At 67.2% G+C, this 16,151-nt stretch carries 15 protein-coding genes and 1 pseudogene; 8 read left to right on the forward strand and 8 right to left on the reverse strand.

The genetic code is table 11. The features are described from left to right. Nucleotides 1–4 precede the first annotated feature (4 nt). Both CF165_RS42290 and CF165_RS42295 read left to right on the forward strand, forming a co-directional pair. Entirely contained in the window at nucleotides 5–1,135 is a 1,131-nt protein-coding gene (locus tag CF165_RS42290; protein WP_093953218.1) for a sensor histidine kinase, read from the forward strand. Beyond that, on the forward strand, nucleotides 1,132–1,806 hold the full coding sequence (locus CF165_RS42295; RefSeq protein WP_205661142.1) for a response regulator transcription factor: 675 nt from the start codon (nucleotides 1,132–1,134) through the stop codon (nucleotides 1,804–1,806). The genes CF165_RS42290 and CF165_RS42295 overlap by 4 nt, the downstream gene beginning before the upstream one ends. 740 nt (nucleotides 1,807–2,546) lie before the next feature. Here the strand turns inward: CF165_RS42295 and CF165_RS42305 are convergent. Then, the gene (locus CF165_RS42305) at nucleotides 2,547–2,981 is read right to left on the reverse strand and encodes an SDR family NAD(P)-dependent oxidoreductase (RefSeq protein ID WP_240522056.1); all 435 of its coding nucleotides are present in this window, start codon (nucleotides 2,979–2,981) and stop codon (nucleotides 2,547–2,549) included. A gap of 417 nt (nucleotides 2,982–3,398) precedes the next feature. Between CF165_RS42305 and CF165_RS42315 the strand changes: the two genes are divergently transcribed. Beyond that, on the forward strand, nucleotides 3,399–4,184 hold the full coding sequence (locus CF165_RS42315) for a GAF and ANTAR domain-containing protein (RefSeq protein WP_093953220.1): 786 nt from the start codon (nucleotides 3,399–3,401) through the stop codon (nucleotides 4,182–4,184). 225 nt (nucleotides 4,185–4,409) lie between these two features. On the opposite strand, the gene CF165_RS50705 is transcribed toward CF165_RS42315, so the two are convergent. Continuing rightward, on the reverse strand, nucleotides 4,410–4,790 hold the full coding sequence (locus CF165_RS50705; protein WP_240522063.1) for an SDR family oxidoreductase: 381 nt from the start codon (nucleotides 4,788–4,790) through the stop codon (nucleotides 4,410–4,412). On the opposite strand from CF165_RS50705, the gene CF165_RS42330 reads away from it, so the two are divergent. Then, on the forward strand, nucleotides 4,674–5,600 hold the full coding sequence (locus tag CF165_RS42330; RefSeq protein ID WP_240522057.1) for a helix-turn-helix domain-containing protein: 927 nt from the start codon (nucleotides 4,674–4,676) through the stop codon (nucleotides 5,598–5,600). The genes CF165_RS50705 and CF165_RS42330 overlap by 117 nt on opposite strands. A gap of 609 nt (nucleotides 5,601–6,209) precedes the next feature. Here the strand turns inward: CF165_RS42330 and CF165_RS42335 are convergent. Beyond that, on the reverse strand, nucleotides 6,210–6,800 hold the full coding sequence (locus CF165_RS42335) for a TetR/AcrR family transcriptional regulator (RefSeq protein ID WP_093953223.1): 591 nt from the start codon (nucleotides 6,798–6,800) through the stop codon (nucleotides 6,210–6,212). A 72-nt stretch (nucleotides 6,801–6,872) separates the two neighbouring features. Here CF165_RS42335 and CF165_RS42340 point away from each other — a divergent pair, with 72 nt between their 5' ends. The 3 genes from CF165_RS42340 (at nucleotide 6,873) to CF165_RS42350 (ending at nucleotide 10,126) form a co-directional block, all read left to right on the forward strand. Next, complete coding sequence (locus CF165_RS42340; protein WP_093953224.1) at nucleotides 6,873–7,691, forward strand: SDR family NAD(P)-dependent oxidoreductase; 819 nt, start codon at nucleotides 6,873–6,875, stop codon at nucleotides 7,689–7,691. 11 nt (nucleotides 7,692–7,702) lie between these two features. After that, nucleotides 7,703–9,127 carry a coniferyl aldehyde dehydrogenase gene (locus CF165_RS42345; RefSeq protein WP_093953225.1) on the forward strand — a complete coding sequence of 475 codons (1,425 nt, stop codon included), beginning with the start codon at nucleotides 7,703–7,705 and terminating at the stop codon, nucleotides 9,125–9,127. A 93-nt stretch (nucleotides 9,128–9,220) separates the two neighbouring features. Next, nucleotides 9,221–10,126 carry an NmrA family NAD(P)-binding protein gene (locus CF165_RS42350; protein ID WP_093953226.1) on the forward strand — a complete coding sequence of 302 codons (906 nt, stop codon included), beginning with the start codon at nucleotides 9,221–9,223 and terminating at the stop codon, nucleotides 10,124–10,126. Nucleotides 10,127–10,139: 13 nt separating this feature from the next. Here the strand turns inward: CF165_RS42350 and CF165_RS42355 are convergent, their stop codons facing one another. The 5 genes from CF165_RS42355 to CF165_RS42375 form a co-directional block, all read right to left on the reverse strand. Next, the gene (locus CF165_RS42355) at nucleotides 10,140–11,651 is read right to left on the reverse strand and encodes a hypothetical protein (protein ID WP_093953227.1); all 1,512 of its coding nucleotides are present in this window, start codon (nucleotides 11,649–11,651) and stop codon (nucleotides 10,140–10,142) included. Further along, on the reverse strand, nucleotides 11,648–11,989 hold the full coding sequence (locus tag CF165_RS42360) for a helix-turn-helix domain-containing protein (protein WP_093953228.1): 342 nt from the start codon (nucleotides 11,987–11,989) through the stop codon (nucleotides 11,648–11,650). Before CF165_RS42360 ends, CF165_RS42355 begins: the two co-directional genes overlap by 4 nt. Nucleotides 11,990–11,998: 9 nt before the next feature. After that, on the reverse strand, nucleotides 11,999–13,108 hold the full coding sequence (locus CF165_RS42365) for a tyrosine-type recombinase/integrase (RefSeq protein ID WP_240522058.1): 1,110 nt from the start codon (nucleotides 13,106–13,108) through the stop codon (nucleotides 11,999–12,001). A 628-nt stretch (nucleotides 13,109–13,736) separates the two neighbouring features. Then, nucleotides 13,737–14,138, reverse strand: a complete 402-nt coding sequence (locus CF165_RS42370; RefSeq protein WP_093953230.1) for a hypothetical protein — start codon at nucleotides 14,136–14,138, stop codon at nucleotides 13,737–13,739. Between the two features lie 10 nt (nucleotides 14,139–14,148). Beyond that, on the reverse strand, nucleotides 14,149–15,576 hold the full coding sequence (locus CF165_RS42375; protein ID WP_093953231.1) for a hypothetical protein: 1,428 nt from the start codon (nucleotides 15,574–15,576) through the stop codon (nucleotides 14,149–14,151). A gap of 334 nt (nucleotides 15,577–15,910) precedes the next feature. On the opposite strand from CF165_RS42375, the pseudogene CF165_RS53080 reads away from it, so the two are divergent. Continuing rightward, nucleotides 15,911–16,084 (forward strand): annotated as a pseudogene (locus tag CF165_RS53080) (IS5/IS1182 family transposase); the annotation flags it as partial. Nucleotides 16,085–16,151 lie beyond the last annotated feature (67 nt).

Raw genomic sequence — 16,151 nt, forward strand, 5'->3', positions numbered from 1 at the left:
GCCGGTGCGGCTGGGTGCAAACCTGGCCGGACTCGGCGGCATCGTCTACGGCATCAACGCCCGCACGCCGGGATTGGGTCTTCACGGTCAGGCACTGGCCGTGCTGATCTGCGTCGTGGTCGCATGCCTGGGCTGGCTGGTCAGGACCGTCACCGTATATCTCGACAATCAGCACCGCACCCTCACCACGACCGCCCCCAGCGGGGCGCTGGTCACCGCAGGTGGCCTGCTCATGAGCATCGCCCCCATGCCCCCGGCGCTGGCCCTGGCCGGTGTGGGAGCGTTCACCGCAGCCGTAGAGCTGACACCCGCACTGGCCACGACCCTGACCGCCGCCGGCGTCCTCGTCGCGGCCGTCGGCACCGCGACGATCAACCACCAGTGGGTGGCCTTCGCCGGCTACTCCGGCGGATTCGTGGCGATCACCCTCGCGGGATTCAACCGCCGGCAGTACAAACAACGCCTCGTCCAGGCCGAGCAACTACTCACCCAAACCCGCATCGCCGCCGACGCCGACACCCGGGCCGCCGCACTGGACGAACGCACCCGCATCGCCCGCGATATCCACGACGTGCTCGCGCACTCCCTTGGCGCAGTGGCCGTGCAACTCGACGCCGCCGACGCACTCCTCGAGGCCGACACCGACACACCACGAGCCCGACACCACGTCCAACGCGCCCGACACCTGGCCGTGGACGGTCTCACCGAAACCCGCCGCGCCATCGGCGCGCTACGCAACGACGCCCCACCTCTTGGCGACCAACTCTCCGCGTTGGTCGCCGACCATTACAACGACGCCGCCACACCCGCCACACTCACCATCTTCGGCGAGCCCCGCCCGCTACCGGTGAACGCCGCCCTCACTATCTACCGCACTGCGCAGGAAGGCCTCAGCAACGCGCGCAAACACGCCCCCGGCCAGCCGGTGACCCTGCACGTGCACTACCACCACGACAACGTCGCAGTCACCATCATCAACCCCACCAGCACCACCACCGACGGGAGCACACTCGGCGCTACCGGCGGCAGCTACGGGCTACCCGGGCTGGCCGAGCGCGCCACCCTGCTCGGGGGCACACTCATCGCAGGACAAGACGCAACCAACTGGAGCCTGCAGTTGTGGCTACCAACATGACCACCCCTGACAACCCGACGCTGCGCGTCGTCGTCGCCGACGACCAAGCCGCCGTCCGCGAGGGTCTCGTCACCCTGCTCGACCTCCTCCCCGACATCGCCGTCGTCGGCGCCGCCGCCGACGGCGACCACGCCCTCACCCTCGTCGAACAACACGCCCCCGACGTGGTGCTCATGGACCTGCGCATGCCCGGCGTCGACGGCATCGAAGCCACCCGACGCATCCATGACCACCACCCCGCCACAAAAATTGTCGTGCTCACCACCTACAGCGACGACACCTCCATCCTCGACGCCCTGCGCGCCGGTGCACTGGGCTACCTCACCAAAGACGCCGGCCGCGACCACATCGCCCAAGCCATCCGCACCGCCGCCGCCGGACAAGCCGTCCTCGACCCCACCATCCACGCCCGCCTGCTCGCCGCAACCGCGCACCCCCCAGCCCACCCAGACACGCCACCGTCAACACCACCAGACGGGCTCACCACCCGCGAAACCGAAGTCCTCACCCAACTCGCCGCCGGACACTCCAACTCCGAAATCGCCCAACAACTCTTCGTCAGCGAAACAACCATCAAAACCCACATCAACCACATCTACGCCAAAATCGGCGCCGCCGACCGCGCCCAAGCCGTCCGCTACGCCTACCAACACCACCTCACCCAGCCATAACCCATCAGGCTCCTCCCGTGCGTCTGAGTTCGTGCACGTCACGGGATCCCCCGTCCCGGTAGAGCCACCGGGACGGGGGTCCCTCATGGCACACGTGAGATGTCTTGGAAAGCTAAAGCTTGGTAAGACATCCGCTGTTCGGTGCCCGGCCGGATGGGGAGCCGTCGGGTGCCGCGCCGCCGGGCCAGTATCCGCGCTGTGCGGGCGCGACCGCCCAATACCCGTCCTGCGCAAGGCAGTCGAGGATCCCTGCCCAGCTGGCGGCATGGTCGGGAAATCCGTGGAGGCACACAACGAGCGCCCGCTGCCGGCCTCAAGGATCGGAACCACCAGCCCGCCTGCCTGAACCGTCCGATGACGGACGCGGTCGGTCGCCTGGGACCCCCTGGCCGGGGAGTCCTCGCCAAAGGGCGGTCGCTCGGGCACCTGTGTCATGAGTTCAAGCTCCAAGCCGCCTTCGCGGCGTCGCGGTCCGGCAAGCCCGGACCAAGTAGCAAGTAAGCGGCGTAGGTCATCGCGTACGCGCTGAGCACCCAGCTCAGGTTCGACAGCGAGGACTCGTGGACACCGCGGCCGATGTAGGAGAGCCCGGCGTTCGTGATGTACAGATCCAGTACGGCGATGAAGCTCGCCGTCGCCAGGATCGCGAGGATCAGACCGGGCCTTGCCGGCCTGGAAGGCGTCGCACGCCGGGCGGCGCGGTGGAGTTCACAGGCATGCGCAGGGGTGTACTGCGGGGGTCAGCCGACCAGTCGGCTGAGCTTGCGGATTTGTTTGTCGAAGGCGCGCGAGGGCACGATCCTGCGCAGGGCGCTGACGCGTGCGGCCATCGAGCCGGCGGTGTAGCGGAGCTTGGGCTTGGCGTCGGTGGCGGCCGCGACGATCACCTTCGCGACAACGGCCGGGTCGTCGGCGTTGCGCACGGCCGTGGCCAGTACGTCTCGGGCGATCTCCCTCTGTGCGGTGTAGATCGGCAGGGGCGAGTCGGGTGCCTGGCTGCTCGCTTCGAAACTGGTGCTTGTGTAGGCCGGCTCGACGAGCAGCATCCGGACGCCGTGCTCGCGAAGCTCGTGGTCGACGGACTCGGCGTAGCCCTCGACCGCGTGCTTGGTGGCGGCGTAGACGGCCATGAAGGGGGCGGGGATCAGACCGAGTACCGAGGCGACGTTGACCACGCGGCCACTGCCCTGGGCGCGCATGTGGGGCAGCCACGCAGCGCGCGGTGATCCGCCCGATCACACTGCTCCAACTCGACCGCGTCCTGCCCATCCACGCCGACCGCGCCGACGCCGAAGCCTGGCTTTCGCTGGTGGCACGCCTGCACTGAGGTCGGCCTGGCAGTCTCCGCCTTGCCTCGTCCGGCGAAGACGGCCCTGCCGACCCTGGGTTTAGAGCCGGCAGGGTCTCGATCCGAAAGGAACCCGTACGAGAGGTCCGAATCTACGTTCCCTGTACCCCGGCACCGGCCGCCGAAACACGAACGCGAAACCCATGCGACGTGCTCCTGGCGATCCCATGGCTTGGAGAGTTACGTTGGTCGTCGCGATGGTTGAGAGAGCAGCCGTCTTCCGCTGCCACCCAGGGAGAACGGCATGAGCAGTGACCAGGACTGGCAACGCAACAAAGATGCCTTCGTGACCGACCGGCTTGCCGCCGGGCCTCTGGCCCGGCAGTTCGCCCAGCTGACGCGCACCTTGCTGACCGCTCCCACCGTCGAAGACGTCCTGCAGCGTGTGCTCGAGGCGACGACGGTGATGGTTCCGGCCGCCGACCTCGCCAGCTTCACCCTGCTCGACGCCGGCGGTCACTTCCACACCCCCGCCGAAACCGACGAGGTGGCCATCGAACTCGACCGGCTGCAGTACCGGTTCCGAGAGGGCCCCTGCGTCGAAGCGGCCGAGCCCGGCGGCCCGGCCGTGGCGATCGCCCCGGACCTCGCGGCCGAACCGCGCTGGCCCCGCTGGGCGCCGGCCGCCGCGCAACTCGGAATGGGTTCCGTCCTCTCCACTGCCCTCATCAGCGGACCACCCAGCGGCGCGTCCAGGGGCGCCCTCAACGTGTACTCCCGCTCCCGCCACGGACTGGACGCCGCCGACCGCGACGCCTTGCTGCTGCTCGCGACCCACGCTTCTCTCGCTCTGGCCGCCACCGACGCTGTCACACGCGCGGAACTGCAGGCCGCGCACCTGCACAAGGCCATCGACAGCCGCGACGTGATCGGCCAAGCCAAAGGCATCATCATGGCGCGGCGAGGCGTCTCCGCGGACGCGGCCTTCGACATCCTGCGGCGTACCTCCCAAGACCTCAACGTCAAGCTCGCCGACCTCGCTCGAACACTCACCGAACGCCACACCGAGATCGACCTCCCCACCCACTGACCACCGCAACTTCGGGCCTCCACCCGGCGCAGCGCACGGCGCTTCCGCTCCCGCCGCCCACCGGCGACATCGCGTGGGCGGCGTCGCCGAGGCACAGCAACCCGTCGCGCGCGTCCGGCAGGAGCACCTCGGTGCCCCTGGAGTGTGGCACCGCGAAGCGCTCGCCCAAGCCCAGATCGTCGAGCAGGTCGAGAGTGGCGGGAGGAACGGTGTCTCCGCGGAAGATCATTCCGGCGTGACCCAGTCGAGGCTGAGCCGCCAGGCTGCGGCGCGAGTCGCGGGATCGTAGGAAACCTCGGGCGAGCGCGCCTCCTGGTCGCGCACGTAGTAGCGGCCGGTCACCACGGTGAGGCTCGGATCGGTGGCCAGGCGCAGCGCCGCCGATGCGCCCTGCTCGGGAGTCAGCAGCCGCCGGTGGATCAGCGACCGGAACGGCGCGAGCACGACGGGCGTGATGTCGTCGACGATGCCCGTGCTCACGATCCCCGGGTGCACGGCATTCACGGTGACGCCTTGGTCGCGCCACCGGTCGGCGAATTCGTAACCGCAGATCGTGGCCAGCAGCTTTGCCCTGGCGTATGCGGCAGTGAGCTCACCCCCGCCGATCTGGGGCTGCCCCAAGGAGATCCCGGGACGCGCCGTGTCGCCGGCCTGCGGCGGGAGGAGGTCGCCGCCAGCGTCGCGATCAGTCACGACTACTACACCCGGATCGAACAGGGGCGGCTCGCGCCCTCCGAGCCCGCCCTCGAGGCCATCGCCCACACCCTGCGCCTCACCGCGGACCAGCGCACCTACGTCGAGGGCCTCGCACAGCAGGCCGATCGGCGCACGCCTCCGCGACGCCGCTCGAACCCGGTGCGACCCCAGCTCCAACGGCTCCTCGACCAGCTGATCGACACCCCGGCGTTCGTGGTCGGCAAGTACCTCGACATCCTCGCCTGGAACCCGCTGGCCGCGGCGCTGCTGATCGACGTCGACAAGATGGCCCCGCACGAGCGCAGCTACATCCGGATGATGTTCACCGACCCCCGGATGAAGGACTACTACGAGGACTGGGAGAGCATGGCCCGCACCGGCGTCGCGCTCCTGCGCATGCAGGCCGTCGAGAACCCCGCCGACCCGCGGCTCGCCACCCTCGTCGGAGAGCTGTCGGTCTCCCACCCGCAGTTCCGTCGCTGGTGGGCCGCCCGCGACGTGGCCCGCCAGGAGTTCGGCACCAAGACTGTCCGCCACCCCGAGCTCGGCGACCTCACCGTCGACTGGGACGGCTTCCAGTGGGCCGGCGACCCCGACCAGCAGCTCATCGTCTGGTCCGCCGAACCGGGCTCGCCCACCCACGAGAAGTTCCGCATCCTCAGCTCCTGGATCGCCGCGACATCTCCCTCGGCTCATGACGCGCCGACCGGCCGTCCCTGACCACAACGAAACGCGCGACATGATCTCGGAGACACGGTGAACCCAGTGCCGCGCCAGCGCGAAGGCCTCCGGCGGGGGCCGAGGGAGTCCCCGCCGATCCCATGCTCGAACATCGCGAAGATGTTTCGGAGATTGCTGAGCACACTGGACCGTTCGTAGCGACCCGGTCCTACGCCCGAACATCGCCGGGGCGCTCGGTCCCTTCATCGCGAGCGCTCTGTACGTGTACTGGTAACGACGCGTATTTGATGGGCGCGTGTTCGTCGATGCGGAAGTTGGCGCGGGCGCTGGATTCTGCTGGCTAGTACTCCAGTCCGGCGACACCAGACGAGCCCACCGCGCTGCGCCGGGCCGGCCGGCCCCGTCGAGGATGACCTGCTGGCGCACATCTGGCCCAGCCACCACGCCAACGTCAACTTCTACGGACCCACTCGGTGGACATCGACGGTGAGCTGGCCAAGCATCGATGCCGATGGCTACCGGCCGCTGCGGCTGCCCGCACAGCGTTGACCTCGGGCTGCGCGGTTGGCGGCGCTGGATCGTTCGGTCCGGCTGGGCTCGGGCGTGATCCCACGCCAGCGAGTGTGATGAAGCGGGAGGCGACCGGTTTCAGGTGGGGCGGCGGATGGCCTGTACGGCCGTGTCGTAGAGGTCGAGCATGTCGGCCTGTCCGCGCAGGCGGACCCATTCCTCGTTGGCGACCTGCAGGCAGACGATCGCCGCTGCGGCGATCGAGCGGGCTTCCAGAATGCGGCGGTCGGTATCGGGCAGGCGCGGCTCGATCAGCGGGGCGAACAGGTCTTGCCAGCGAGCCTGTTTCTCGGCGTGGCCGGCGCGCAGGGAGTCGTTGCCGAACAGCAGCGTGATGAACTCCAGGCGCCCTTCGGGGCTCATCTCGATTTCATCGAGGACCCCGAACGCCGCGCGCAGCGCCGTCCACGGGTCCTCGCCGGCCGGGCGCTCGGCAAGGCGCGCGGCGATCAGGTCACCCTGCTCGGCCAGGCTGCTCAGGGCGAGGTCTTCCTTGCTGCGGAAGTAGTTGAACAGGGTCCGCCGGGAGACGCCCGCCGCGGCGGCGACCTCGTCGAGGGTCGTGTTGTCGTAGCCCTTCGCGGCGAACAGTTCGATCGCGGTCCGGGCCAGCAGGGAGCGGACCACCGAGCGGGTCTGCTCCCGAAGAGGTGTCGGTTTCGAAGCCATGCACCCATGGTACGACACATCACATCATGCAAGCTCTTGCACTCAGTGCAAGATCGTGCGTAGAGTGAATGCATGAGCAAAATCGACTACCACCACCAGACCGTCATCGTCACCGGCGCCAGCTCCGGCCTCGGCGCCGAATTCGCCCGCCAGCTGGCCCGCCGCGGCGCGAACCTCGTGCTGGTCGCCCGCCGCGCCGACCGGCTGGAGAGCCTGGCCGCCGAACTCACCCGCGCCCACGGCGTCACCGTCACCACCATCGCCCGCGACCTCGGTGCGCCCGACGCCGGCCGCACCCTGCGCGCCGAACTCGAATCCCGCGGCATCCACGCCACCGGGCTGGTCAACAACGCCGGCTTCGGTACCCACGACGCCTTCACCAACGAAGACCCCGACCGCCTGCAGAACATGATCGCGCTCAACATCAGCGCCCTGGTCGACCTCAGCCGCGCCTACATCGACCCGCTGACCACCGCCGACACCGGCATCCTGATCAACGTCGCCAGCCTGCTCGGCTTCCAGCCCATCCCCTACATGAGCGTCTACGCCGCCACCAAGGCCTTCGTCCTCAGCTTCACCGAAGGCCTGTGGGAAGAAACCCGCGGCACCAACCTGCGCGTCCTGGCCGTGAACCCCGGCGCCATGCAGACCGAGTTCTTCGACGCCGCCGGCCAAACCGCCGACCTCGGCACCAAACGCGCCACCCCCGAACAGGTCGTCACCATCGCCCTCGACACCCTCGACCGCCGGTCGGCGCCGCCGTCGGTGGTCACCAACAGCCGCTCGCTCACCCTCCTCGGCAGGCTCCTCACCCGCCGGCACATGGTCCGGGTCATCGGCTGGATGGCCCGCCGCGCACAGAACAAGCCCGCTGCCCCCGCTCACAGCTGAGGAACACCGTCATGACCACCAGAGAAGTCACGCAATCCACCGACGCGGAGCGCTTCGGTCACATCCTCCAAGCCCAGCGCGCCGCCTACCTGCGCGAAGGAGTGCCTTCCCTGGCGGCGCGGCGCAACGACCTGCGCAGGTTCAAGGCCGCACTGATCGCCCGGCGCAGCGCCATCGAGACGGCGATCGACACCGACTTCGGACACCGCTCCCGACACGAGACCGCGTTCCTGGAGATCCTGGGCGTCGTGCAGGGCATCGACTACCTGCACCGCAACCTCCGCCGGTTCATGCGCCCGGCCCGCCGCCACATCGACCTGCTCCTGCGTTTCGGCAGCAACCACATCGAATACCAGCCACTGGGCGTGGTCGGCGTCATCTCGCCGTGGAACTACCCCGTCAACCTGTCATTGCTGCCCGTCGTCACCGCCATCGCCGCCGGCAACCGCGTCATGCTGAAACCCTCGAAACTGACCCCGGCGACGAACGCGGTCATCGCGTCGATGCTCGGCGAACTCTTCCCGCCGGAGCAGGTCACGATGGTCAGCGGCGACGGCTCCGCGTTCTCCTCCCTGCCGTTCGACCACCTGGTCTTCACCGGCAGCACCGAGGTCGGCCGCGCCGTGATGAAGGCCGCGGCCGACAACCTCGTCCCCGTCACCCTCGAACTCGGCGGCAAGTCCCCGGCCATCGTCGCCAAGGGACGCGTGACGGACCGGACCGTGTCCGACATCGTCTTCGGCAAACTCCTGTCCGGCGGCCAGACCTGCATCGCCCCCGACTACGCCCTGGTCCACGAAGCCGAGATCGACACCTTCATCGCCCGCTACGACAGACAGGTCAAGGCCGCCTACCCCGACGGCCCGGCCGGCGAGGACTACACCTCGATCGTCGACGACAAGCAGTACAAGATCCTCACCGGCCTGATCGACGACGCCCGCGCCCACGGGGCGCAGATCATCGAGGTGGGGCACCGTCCTGGCGACGCGGCCCGCCGTCCGCACACCCTCGCCCCGACCGTCGTGCTCGGCGTCACCGACGACATGCGCATCGCCTACGAAGAGATCTTCGGCCCCATCCTGCCGATCTTCTCCTACCGCGACATCGACGACGCCATCAACTACGTCAACGCCCGGCCGCGGCCGCTCGCGCTCTACTACTTCGGCGACGACGGCCCCGAGCGGCGCACGGTCCTCGACCGCACGACCTCCGGCAACGTCACCATCAACGGCACCATCATGCACGTCGCCCAGGACGACCTCCCCTTCGGCGGCGTCGGCGCCAGCGGAATCGGCAAATACCACGGCATCGAAGGCTTCCGCACCCTCAGCCACCCCAAGGGCATCCACGTACAAGGACGCTGGAACGCCACCCGCCTGCTCCGCGCCCCCTTCAACAAGCGCACCGAGGCACTCCTCAACTTCTTCCTCCGATGAGGGAGGCGTCCCCGGGGCCCGCCGCCCTGAGCGCCACACCCGCACAAAAGCGCCAGGTCCTGGCCGACGCTGACTCACTGGAAGGAACTACCAATGACTGATCACGACCTCATTCTCGTCACCGGCGCGGGCGGCGTGGGCCGCCTGGTCACCGAGCGGCTGCGTGCGCAGAACATGCCGGTCCGCGTCCTGGTCCGCCGCGAGGACGACCGCGCGGCCGAGGTGCGGGCACTGGGCGCCGAGGTCGTCACCGGGGACCTGACCCGGCCCGACACCGTGGCGGCCGCGCTCGACGGCGTCCGCCGGGTGTACTTCGGGCTCAGCGTGTCCCCGGACCACCTGCTGGCCGCGACAATCCTGGCCACGGTCGCTAAGGCACACGCCGAACTCGACGTGCTGGTGGACATGTCGCAGATGACGGTGTCGCAGATGACCGCCACCAGCACCGCCGAATCCCACCAGCAGCGACTGCACTGGCTGGCCGAGCAGGTGCTGGATTGGTCGGGCCTGCCCGTGGTGCACGTACGCCCGACCACGTTCCTCGACAACCCGCTGTTCACCACGCTTGCCGCCCGCTCGATCCGCGAGAACAACACGCTGGCACTGCCGTTCGGGACCGGACGCACCTCGCCAATCGCCGCCCACGACGTCGCCCAGGTGGTCATGACCATCCTGCGCGACCCCGGCGAGCACCCCGGAAAGGTGTACGAGCTGACCGGACCGCGAGCGCTCGATATGACCGGCGTAGCCCAAGAATTCTCCAAGGCGCTCGGCCGTACGGTGACCTATGTGGACGTCCCCCTGCAATGGTGGCGCACAGAGGTACTCGCGAACGCGGGCCTGCCACGGCACACCGAAGAGCACATCGCGACCATGGCCCAGCTACACCGCGCGAACCGCTACGACCGGGCGACCCTCGACGTCGAGCGCATCACCGGCAAGCGGCCCCAGACGGTCGAGGAGTTCGTCACCGCCCGCAAGGACTTCTACCTCGGCTGACTCCCGGAGTATGTCATCGCGGTCCTTGTGGTTGTGGTAGTCGTTGGTGCTCGCCCGCGGCGTAGCGGCTCCAGGTGGAACCGGCTTGGATGGCGAGGGTTTCGGCGGTGCCGATGTGGTAGCCGAGCATGCCAGCGACGACTGCGGCGGGGGCTTCGAGCAGCAGCTGGCGGATCGTGGCGGTGCGAGCGTCGAGGCTGGGGAGCCCGAGGTTGCGGAGCCTCAGGCGCAGAGACGTGGTGTGCATCGGCTGCCCGGCGCGGCGCCCGGGGAACAGGAAGCGACTGTTCGGGTTGGTGGCGGAGAGCATGTTCGGGCGGTGGTCGACGTAGTCCAGCAGCACGTCGGCAAAGGGTTGTGGCACGGGGATCGGTGGGTCACCGAGCCGCAACAGGACCTCATCCTGTTCGCGCAGAACGTGGTCGACGGTGAGCTGCGCGATCTTCACCAGCGGTTGTGCGTAGAGCAGGATCAGCAGCGCGAGCACCCGGTCAGCCAGCGGGATAGACACGTCGGTGAGCACCCGCCGGATGAACGCCAGGCGCAGGGGCTGGCTGAGCCGGGCTCCGGTCTTCTTCACGACGGGCGGGAGCCGCAGGCGGGTCAGTTCGCGCTGGTTGACACACCAATGTAGGAACCCGCGGGAGTGTTCGGCGCGGCGAAGGTCGGTGGCGAACCAGCGGTCGATGTCGGCTTGGCTGCAGTCACGGAGGTGCCGGTTGTGCTCGGCGAGGTGGGTCAGGAATTGCGCGGAGGTCCGCAGGACGTGCCGGGCCAGGTTTGCGCGTCCGGAGTTGATGGGCTGTTTCGCCGAGGTGTTGCGCAGCAGGCGTAGGAGGTGCCAGGTCGCGAAGCGCTCGAGCAGTCCGCGTTGCTGCGGGTCTTCGATCGAGGCCAGCCAGCCGGGAAGCCATTGCTCGAGCAGGAACAGAAATCGGTCGACAGGCGGCAGAACCTCAGCTTCGACGAGGAGGTCGCGCAGGTGGATCACCGCTCGCCAGGGCTGCAGCGTGCTCAGCCCGGCGTGGGTGAGCGGGACCTCGCCGCCGGCGAGGGCGCACAGGAGTGGCGGAATGTGCGGTTTGGCCAGCCACAGCAGGCCGCCGCGAGGGCGGGGCATCGCTCGGAACGACTCATAGAACGGCATCAGGGCAGCTGGGATCGCGCCGGTTCCATCGTCCAAACAGGCCGCGAGCCGCTCGGACAGGACGCATTGCGCGCACTCGCCGACGCGGTAGCGCGGTCCTTCCTGGCCGCATCGGCGGCAGGTGAAGTCGCCGAGACCGCCCGCGCACTCGGTGCACAGCCGCGTGCCTGCCGTGCCGATTCCGGGCAGCAGCCGGTCGGTGTCACAGCCGTCGCACAGTCCTCGCGTGTGCACGGCGTCGTCGTAGCACTTCACGCAGATTGGGCCCTCGGGCCAGCGGATCCGGATCCGCAGCCGCGGATCACGCAGCTTCGTCTTCTGCCCGTCGGTGCAGACCGGTCGTTCGCAGCGGGCGCAGAACTCGCCAGAACGGCTCATTCGGTGCTGGTGATCCGGGCGCGCCGGGGCCGCAGCTCAGCGACGTCGGCCGGCGCAGGATGATCGGTGGTGCCGGTCTTGCGGATCCCGGCGTTCTCCGCGCCAGTGACGATCAGCTCTGACGGGGTGGTGGCGAAGATGTCGCACAACGCCGCCAGAACCTGCAGCGACAACCGCTCCGGCGTGCCGGTCACCAGCCGATGCACCTGCGAGACCGACAGGTAGATGCCGCGCTCGTGCAGCGGCTCCACCAGCTCGGTGGTCTGGTACATGCCGTGCTCGGCCATGATCTCGCGCAACCGCCAGCTGTAGCTGACCGACCGCTTCTTCACCGTCATCGCCTCTCCTCACTCCCAGGCCAAAGCTCGGGTGATCGTCCCATCGAGCACCCGCCGCAGCGTTCGTGTGCGGAAGTCCGAGGACACGCACGTGTAGATCGAGGTCGTGCTCGCGTGGTCATGACCGACCTGTTCCTGCACGAACCGCGGGTCCCAGCCGTCCTCGATCAGGTGGGTGACGTAGGCGCGGCGCAGCGAGTGGAAGTCCAGCGCGGGGTCCAGGCCGAGCGCGTCGCGGTAGGTCGCTAGCTGCCGGTTGAGCTGCTTGTTCCCGATCCGCAGGCCTCGCTCCGAGGGCCAGAGCGCCGGGTTGCCGTCCACGCCGAGTAGCGGCCGCACCTCGGTCGACCACTGCTCGACGACCTCGGCGACCCATTCCCAGACGCAGAGCACGCTACGCCGCTTCGGCGGCGAGCCCTTCTTCGCCTTGCCGTGCCGGACGTCGAGCACTCCGTACTCACCGAACTCCGGACCGTGCGGGTTCCGTCCGAAGTCGACGACGTCGAGCATCCGCGTCTCGTTGCGCCGCAGCCCGAAGCCGCAAGCGGCCTTGAAACACGTCGCGTCCCGGAACGCCGTAAGCCAGCCCTTGCGTCCCGACGCTCGCTTGCGGTCGACTTCGTCGTCGGCGTAGTCGAACAGCGCCTGCAGCTCCGCGCGGCTGAACGCGCGCTTGCTTGCGTCCGCCTCCGAGTCAGCGACGTGCACCGCGGCGTTGACCTCGTTGATCACCTGCACCGGATGCGTGCCGAACCGGCGCTCGCACTCGACGGCCCACCCGTAGGCCAGGTCGGTGATGAAGGCGCCGAATCCACGTAGTGCTCCCTGGTAGTTGCGCACTGTGGACAGTGACAGGTGCCGGACCGCGCGAAGGTCCGCGAACCATTCGTCAGCCAGCTGCGGGGTCCACAGCCACGGGTAGGTGCCGCAGCGATCGCCGAACTGCCGCACCACCCGCAGCCCGCTCTCGACTGTCGAACGCGCCAGGTTCCGGGCCAGTAACTGGTTACGCCAGCCGTCCAGCATCGCCGCGAACACCTGCTCCTCCGGATGGAGAAGCGGCACTCCCGTGGCCAGGTGCAGGCCGGCCGAGCCCGCCAACCGATCGTCCAGCCCCACGAAACCCGCCTCCACCTGGTCGCATTCAGTGCGATGATCTCGCATCTGATGCGATCCTAGCTGGTCGCACTGCATGGCGCGATCGCGGCGCGGCGTTGCACTTCGCCGTCCCGACCTGCACTACACTCGGATCCCGAAGGCCGTGTCAACGCCTCTTCTGCGGGCTCCACGAATGCCGCTTTACCGCCGCGTGCAGCGCGGCGCGTGTTCGCATCAGATGCGATTGGACCCGGCTGTACTGGTACAGTCTGGGGTTAAGATGGGTGGAGTTCTCATGGATCGTCTGAGGCGAAGGTTTCGTGCCAGTGTGAGTCGCTCGCGACGGCGTCGCACATCCAAGGAGGAGTCGCCGGAGGCGGTAATCTTCAGCCGAGCGGGCAGTGACTGGCAGGATCGAACATCGTGGCGTGTGCCAGCGCTGACCTTGCCAACCTGGTCGGCGACTGTGTTGACAGCGGCGTGGGGTTTGCTAAGCGGTGAAAGTCCTCCGCCGCGAAAATCGTCAGTTCGACAACGCCTTAGTCGACGTGCTTGCCAGATGAATCCGGCTGCTCGGCGACTTATCGCGCGAGATGAGGAAAAGGTGCACCCGGCTCGCATGCAACTATTCGATCAGTAGCTCTGCAGGTCACGCCTTGTGCAACTGGTCCTTGACTCGAGTGAATGTCCTGTCGCAGACGATGTGGGCTTGCTCGAGAGAGAGTCCTTCCAAAGTTAGGGCGTTGATGACATCGGTCTTGATAACATCATCGTCCATTGTGTCGGACTGAAGCGCACCGATGACCGTCCGACTGAGCCTTGCGGCAATCTCGTCCAGATTCTTTCGACTACGTGCGGACTTCCACTTGTCGTACATGAGTCTGCCTGTGAACCCCGATACTACGCCGACCACCGCTTTATAGGCAATCGCGAGGATGACAGGTTCGAGTCCGGTCAACTTGAGTGCTTCATCATTTTCAACCTGCGCCATCGCAACACGCAGATCGAGTGCAGTCATATCGATTTGCGTGGCAAACCACTTGTCGTCCATTGGTATCTCCTTAGATATTATATCCCAATTCGTGCAACACCCGTCGGACCTGACATCCTTCCTCCGGTGGAAGCTGACTCAGCAGTGTCATGCCGGTTGCGCATCTCGGTTGTCGGCTCTTGCACACCTGAGAGCGGGCGAAGATGCAACGGAACATACCACTGCCATAGAAAAGCTCGTACAGGTCTCGGTCGACGTTCCAGTCAAGCAGGGCACGCTTGAGCTTGTCGTCGTAGAGTTGCTGCCCCCACATGATTCCACGCAGGCCGGTACCCGTACCAATCACCTGGATCGGAATCTGGGCTGTGAATACTGCGCCGAGCTCGGTCTCCCGGGTGTCGGAGAGCCTGCTACGCAGCATTGCAGTCCGCAGCGCGAAGAGCGGCGCGTCCCAGCTCTCGCCCGTTGCGAGCGGCTCCAGCTCGTCTAGCCACGCGGTGTAGATGTCTCGCGTCGACGGATACTCTACGCGCATATACGCGCGTAGGGTGTCGTCGAAGTCGTCCCAACGCCGGTCCAACACAGCTTCAAGCAGAGTCTCGTACGCTGGCTCCGACATGTCGCCAAGTGCTCGCAATGCAAGTAGGTAGCGCACGACCGGGTCGAAGTAGGCGCGGCTGAGTCGCCAGTCAGCCAGGATTGCAGGAGGAGGGTAGGCTACTGCGAATTCGGCGATCCACGAAGATAGCGCCGCGTAAGCGCGCATACCGCGGCGAATCTGGTCGGACCCGACCTCGCGGTCAGTGGCTAGTGCCACGGAAATAATGCCACTGCTGTAGTCCTCACCCATGAGAATCGGGTTCCAGAGATATTCCCGCTCATGTAACAGGTCGACGCCAATATCGGACACCTTTGATCGCATGACATGCAGATAAGTTTCACAGGCGGCCTCAGCTTCTAGCACTCGTCGTAGAGGGTGTTCGGACAGGTTGTCCAACTCGACGTTGGGGCCAAGCATGTCTGTGAGAACCTGGGATGTCGCAGGCGTACGCCACGCCGCGCCGCGCAGTTGGCGTAGTCCGATGGTGCGGTCTTCGACCGCAGCGAGATCTCCGCGGACCTGGTCCGTGAAACTGGCCTGATCGAGATCGGCCAGGATGCGCAGCGCGGCTTCCCGATACGGCTGTCGGTCGAACTTGCCAAAGAACCATTTGCTTTGCTCCACGAGACGAGGTGCTGCGTGGCGGGTTACGAGATGGTCGTGGGCGCCGATCCCGCTGGCCAAGTCTTGCTTGAGATGGACTAGCTCATGCAGCAAGGCGATCGCAGCCCGCATCCGCACATCGGTCTCGAACGGTAGCGTGAGTGCGGACGCCCCGGCGAATGTTTCGACGATCCCCCGACCGTCAACCGGGAAGAGAGCTGTGGTTTCGAGCAGGAACGAGCCCCAACGGTACCCAGCGACACCGACGGCTTCGAGGGTAGGATCGCGAAACATGGCAGCTCCCGAATGACTCAGCTCGTACTTGTCAGTCGGTCCGGTTGCTCCGTTCGCTACAGGTGCGAGCCCGGCATCATCGCTTGTCGCCGGCGGCGGTAACGACCATGCCGAGGTCAAGGGGCGCGGGGCCTGCGCGAACCGTGCACATCTCGATTCCGAATGGTAGATTCGGACATTCACATCGTCGAATTGGTGACTAAGAAACATGGCTGCAACTGCTCGATGACTGTCCAGGCGTAACTCGATCAGTGGTGCAGGTGGACCGGATTGCGCTTCGAACTCGACAGCCCCGCGGCTGTCACGGGCGGGCTTGCCCTAGTGCCATCACGCCGCCCTGTTCGGAGCCTCGGGCGCCACCTGCTGGCGGCGCCTCACCGAATGGTAAGAGGCCGGCGTCTGGCAGCAACTGCACGAACCCCTGCTCGCCGAGCTACGTGCCGCCGGGTTGCTGGACCTGTCGGCCGCACTGGTCGACTCCACGCACCTGCGTGCACTCAAAGGGGGACCACACGGCGAATGGACCCGGCTAGTGGCTCGGCAAGAAACGTTGACGTTGTCATCGTGTCGCGTGG

The organism is Amycolatopsis vastitatis (assembly GCF_002234595.1).
In the GTDB taxonomy this organism is placed as follows: Bacteria; Actinomycetota; Actinomycetes; order Mycobacteriales; family Pseudonocardiaceae; genus Amycolatopsis; species Amycolatopsis vastitatis.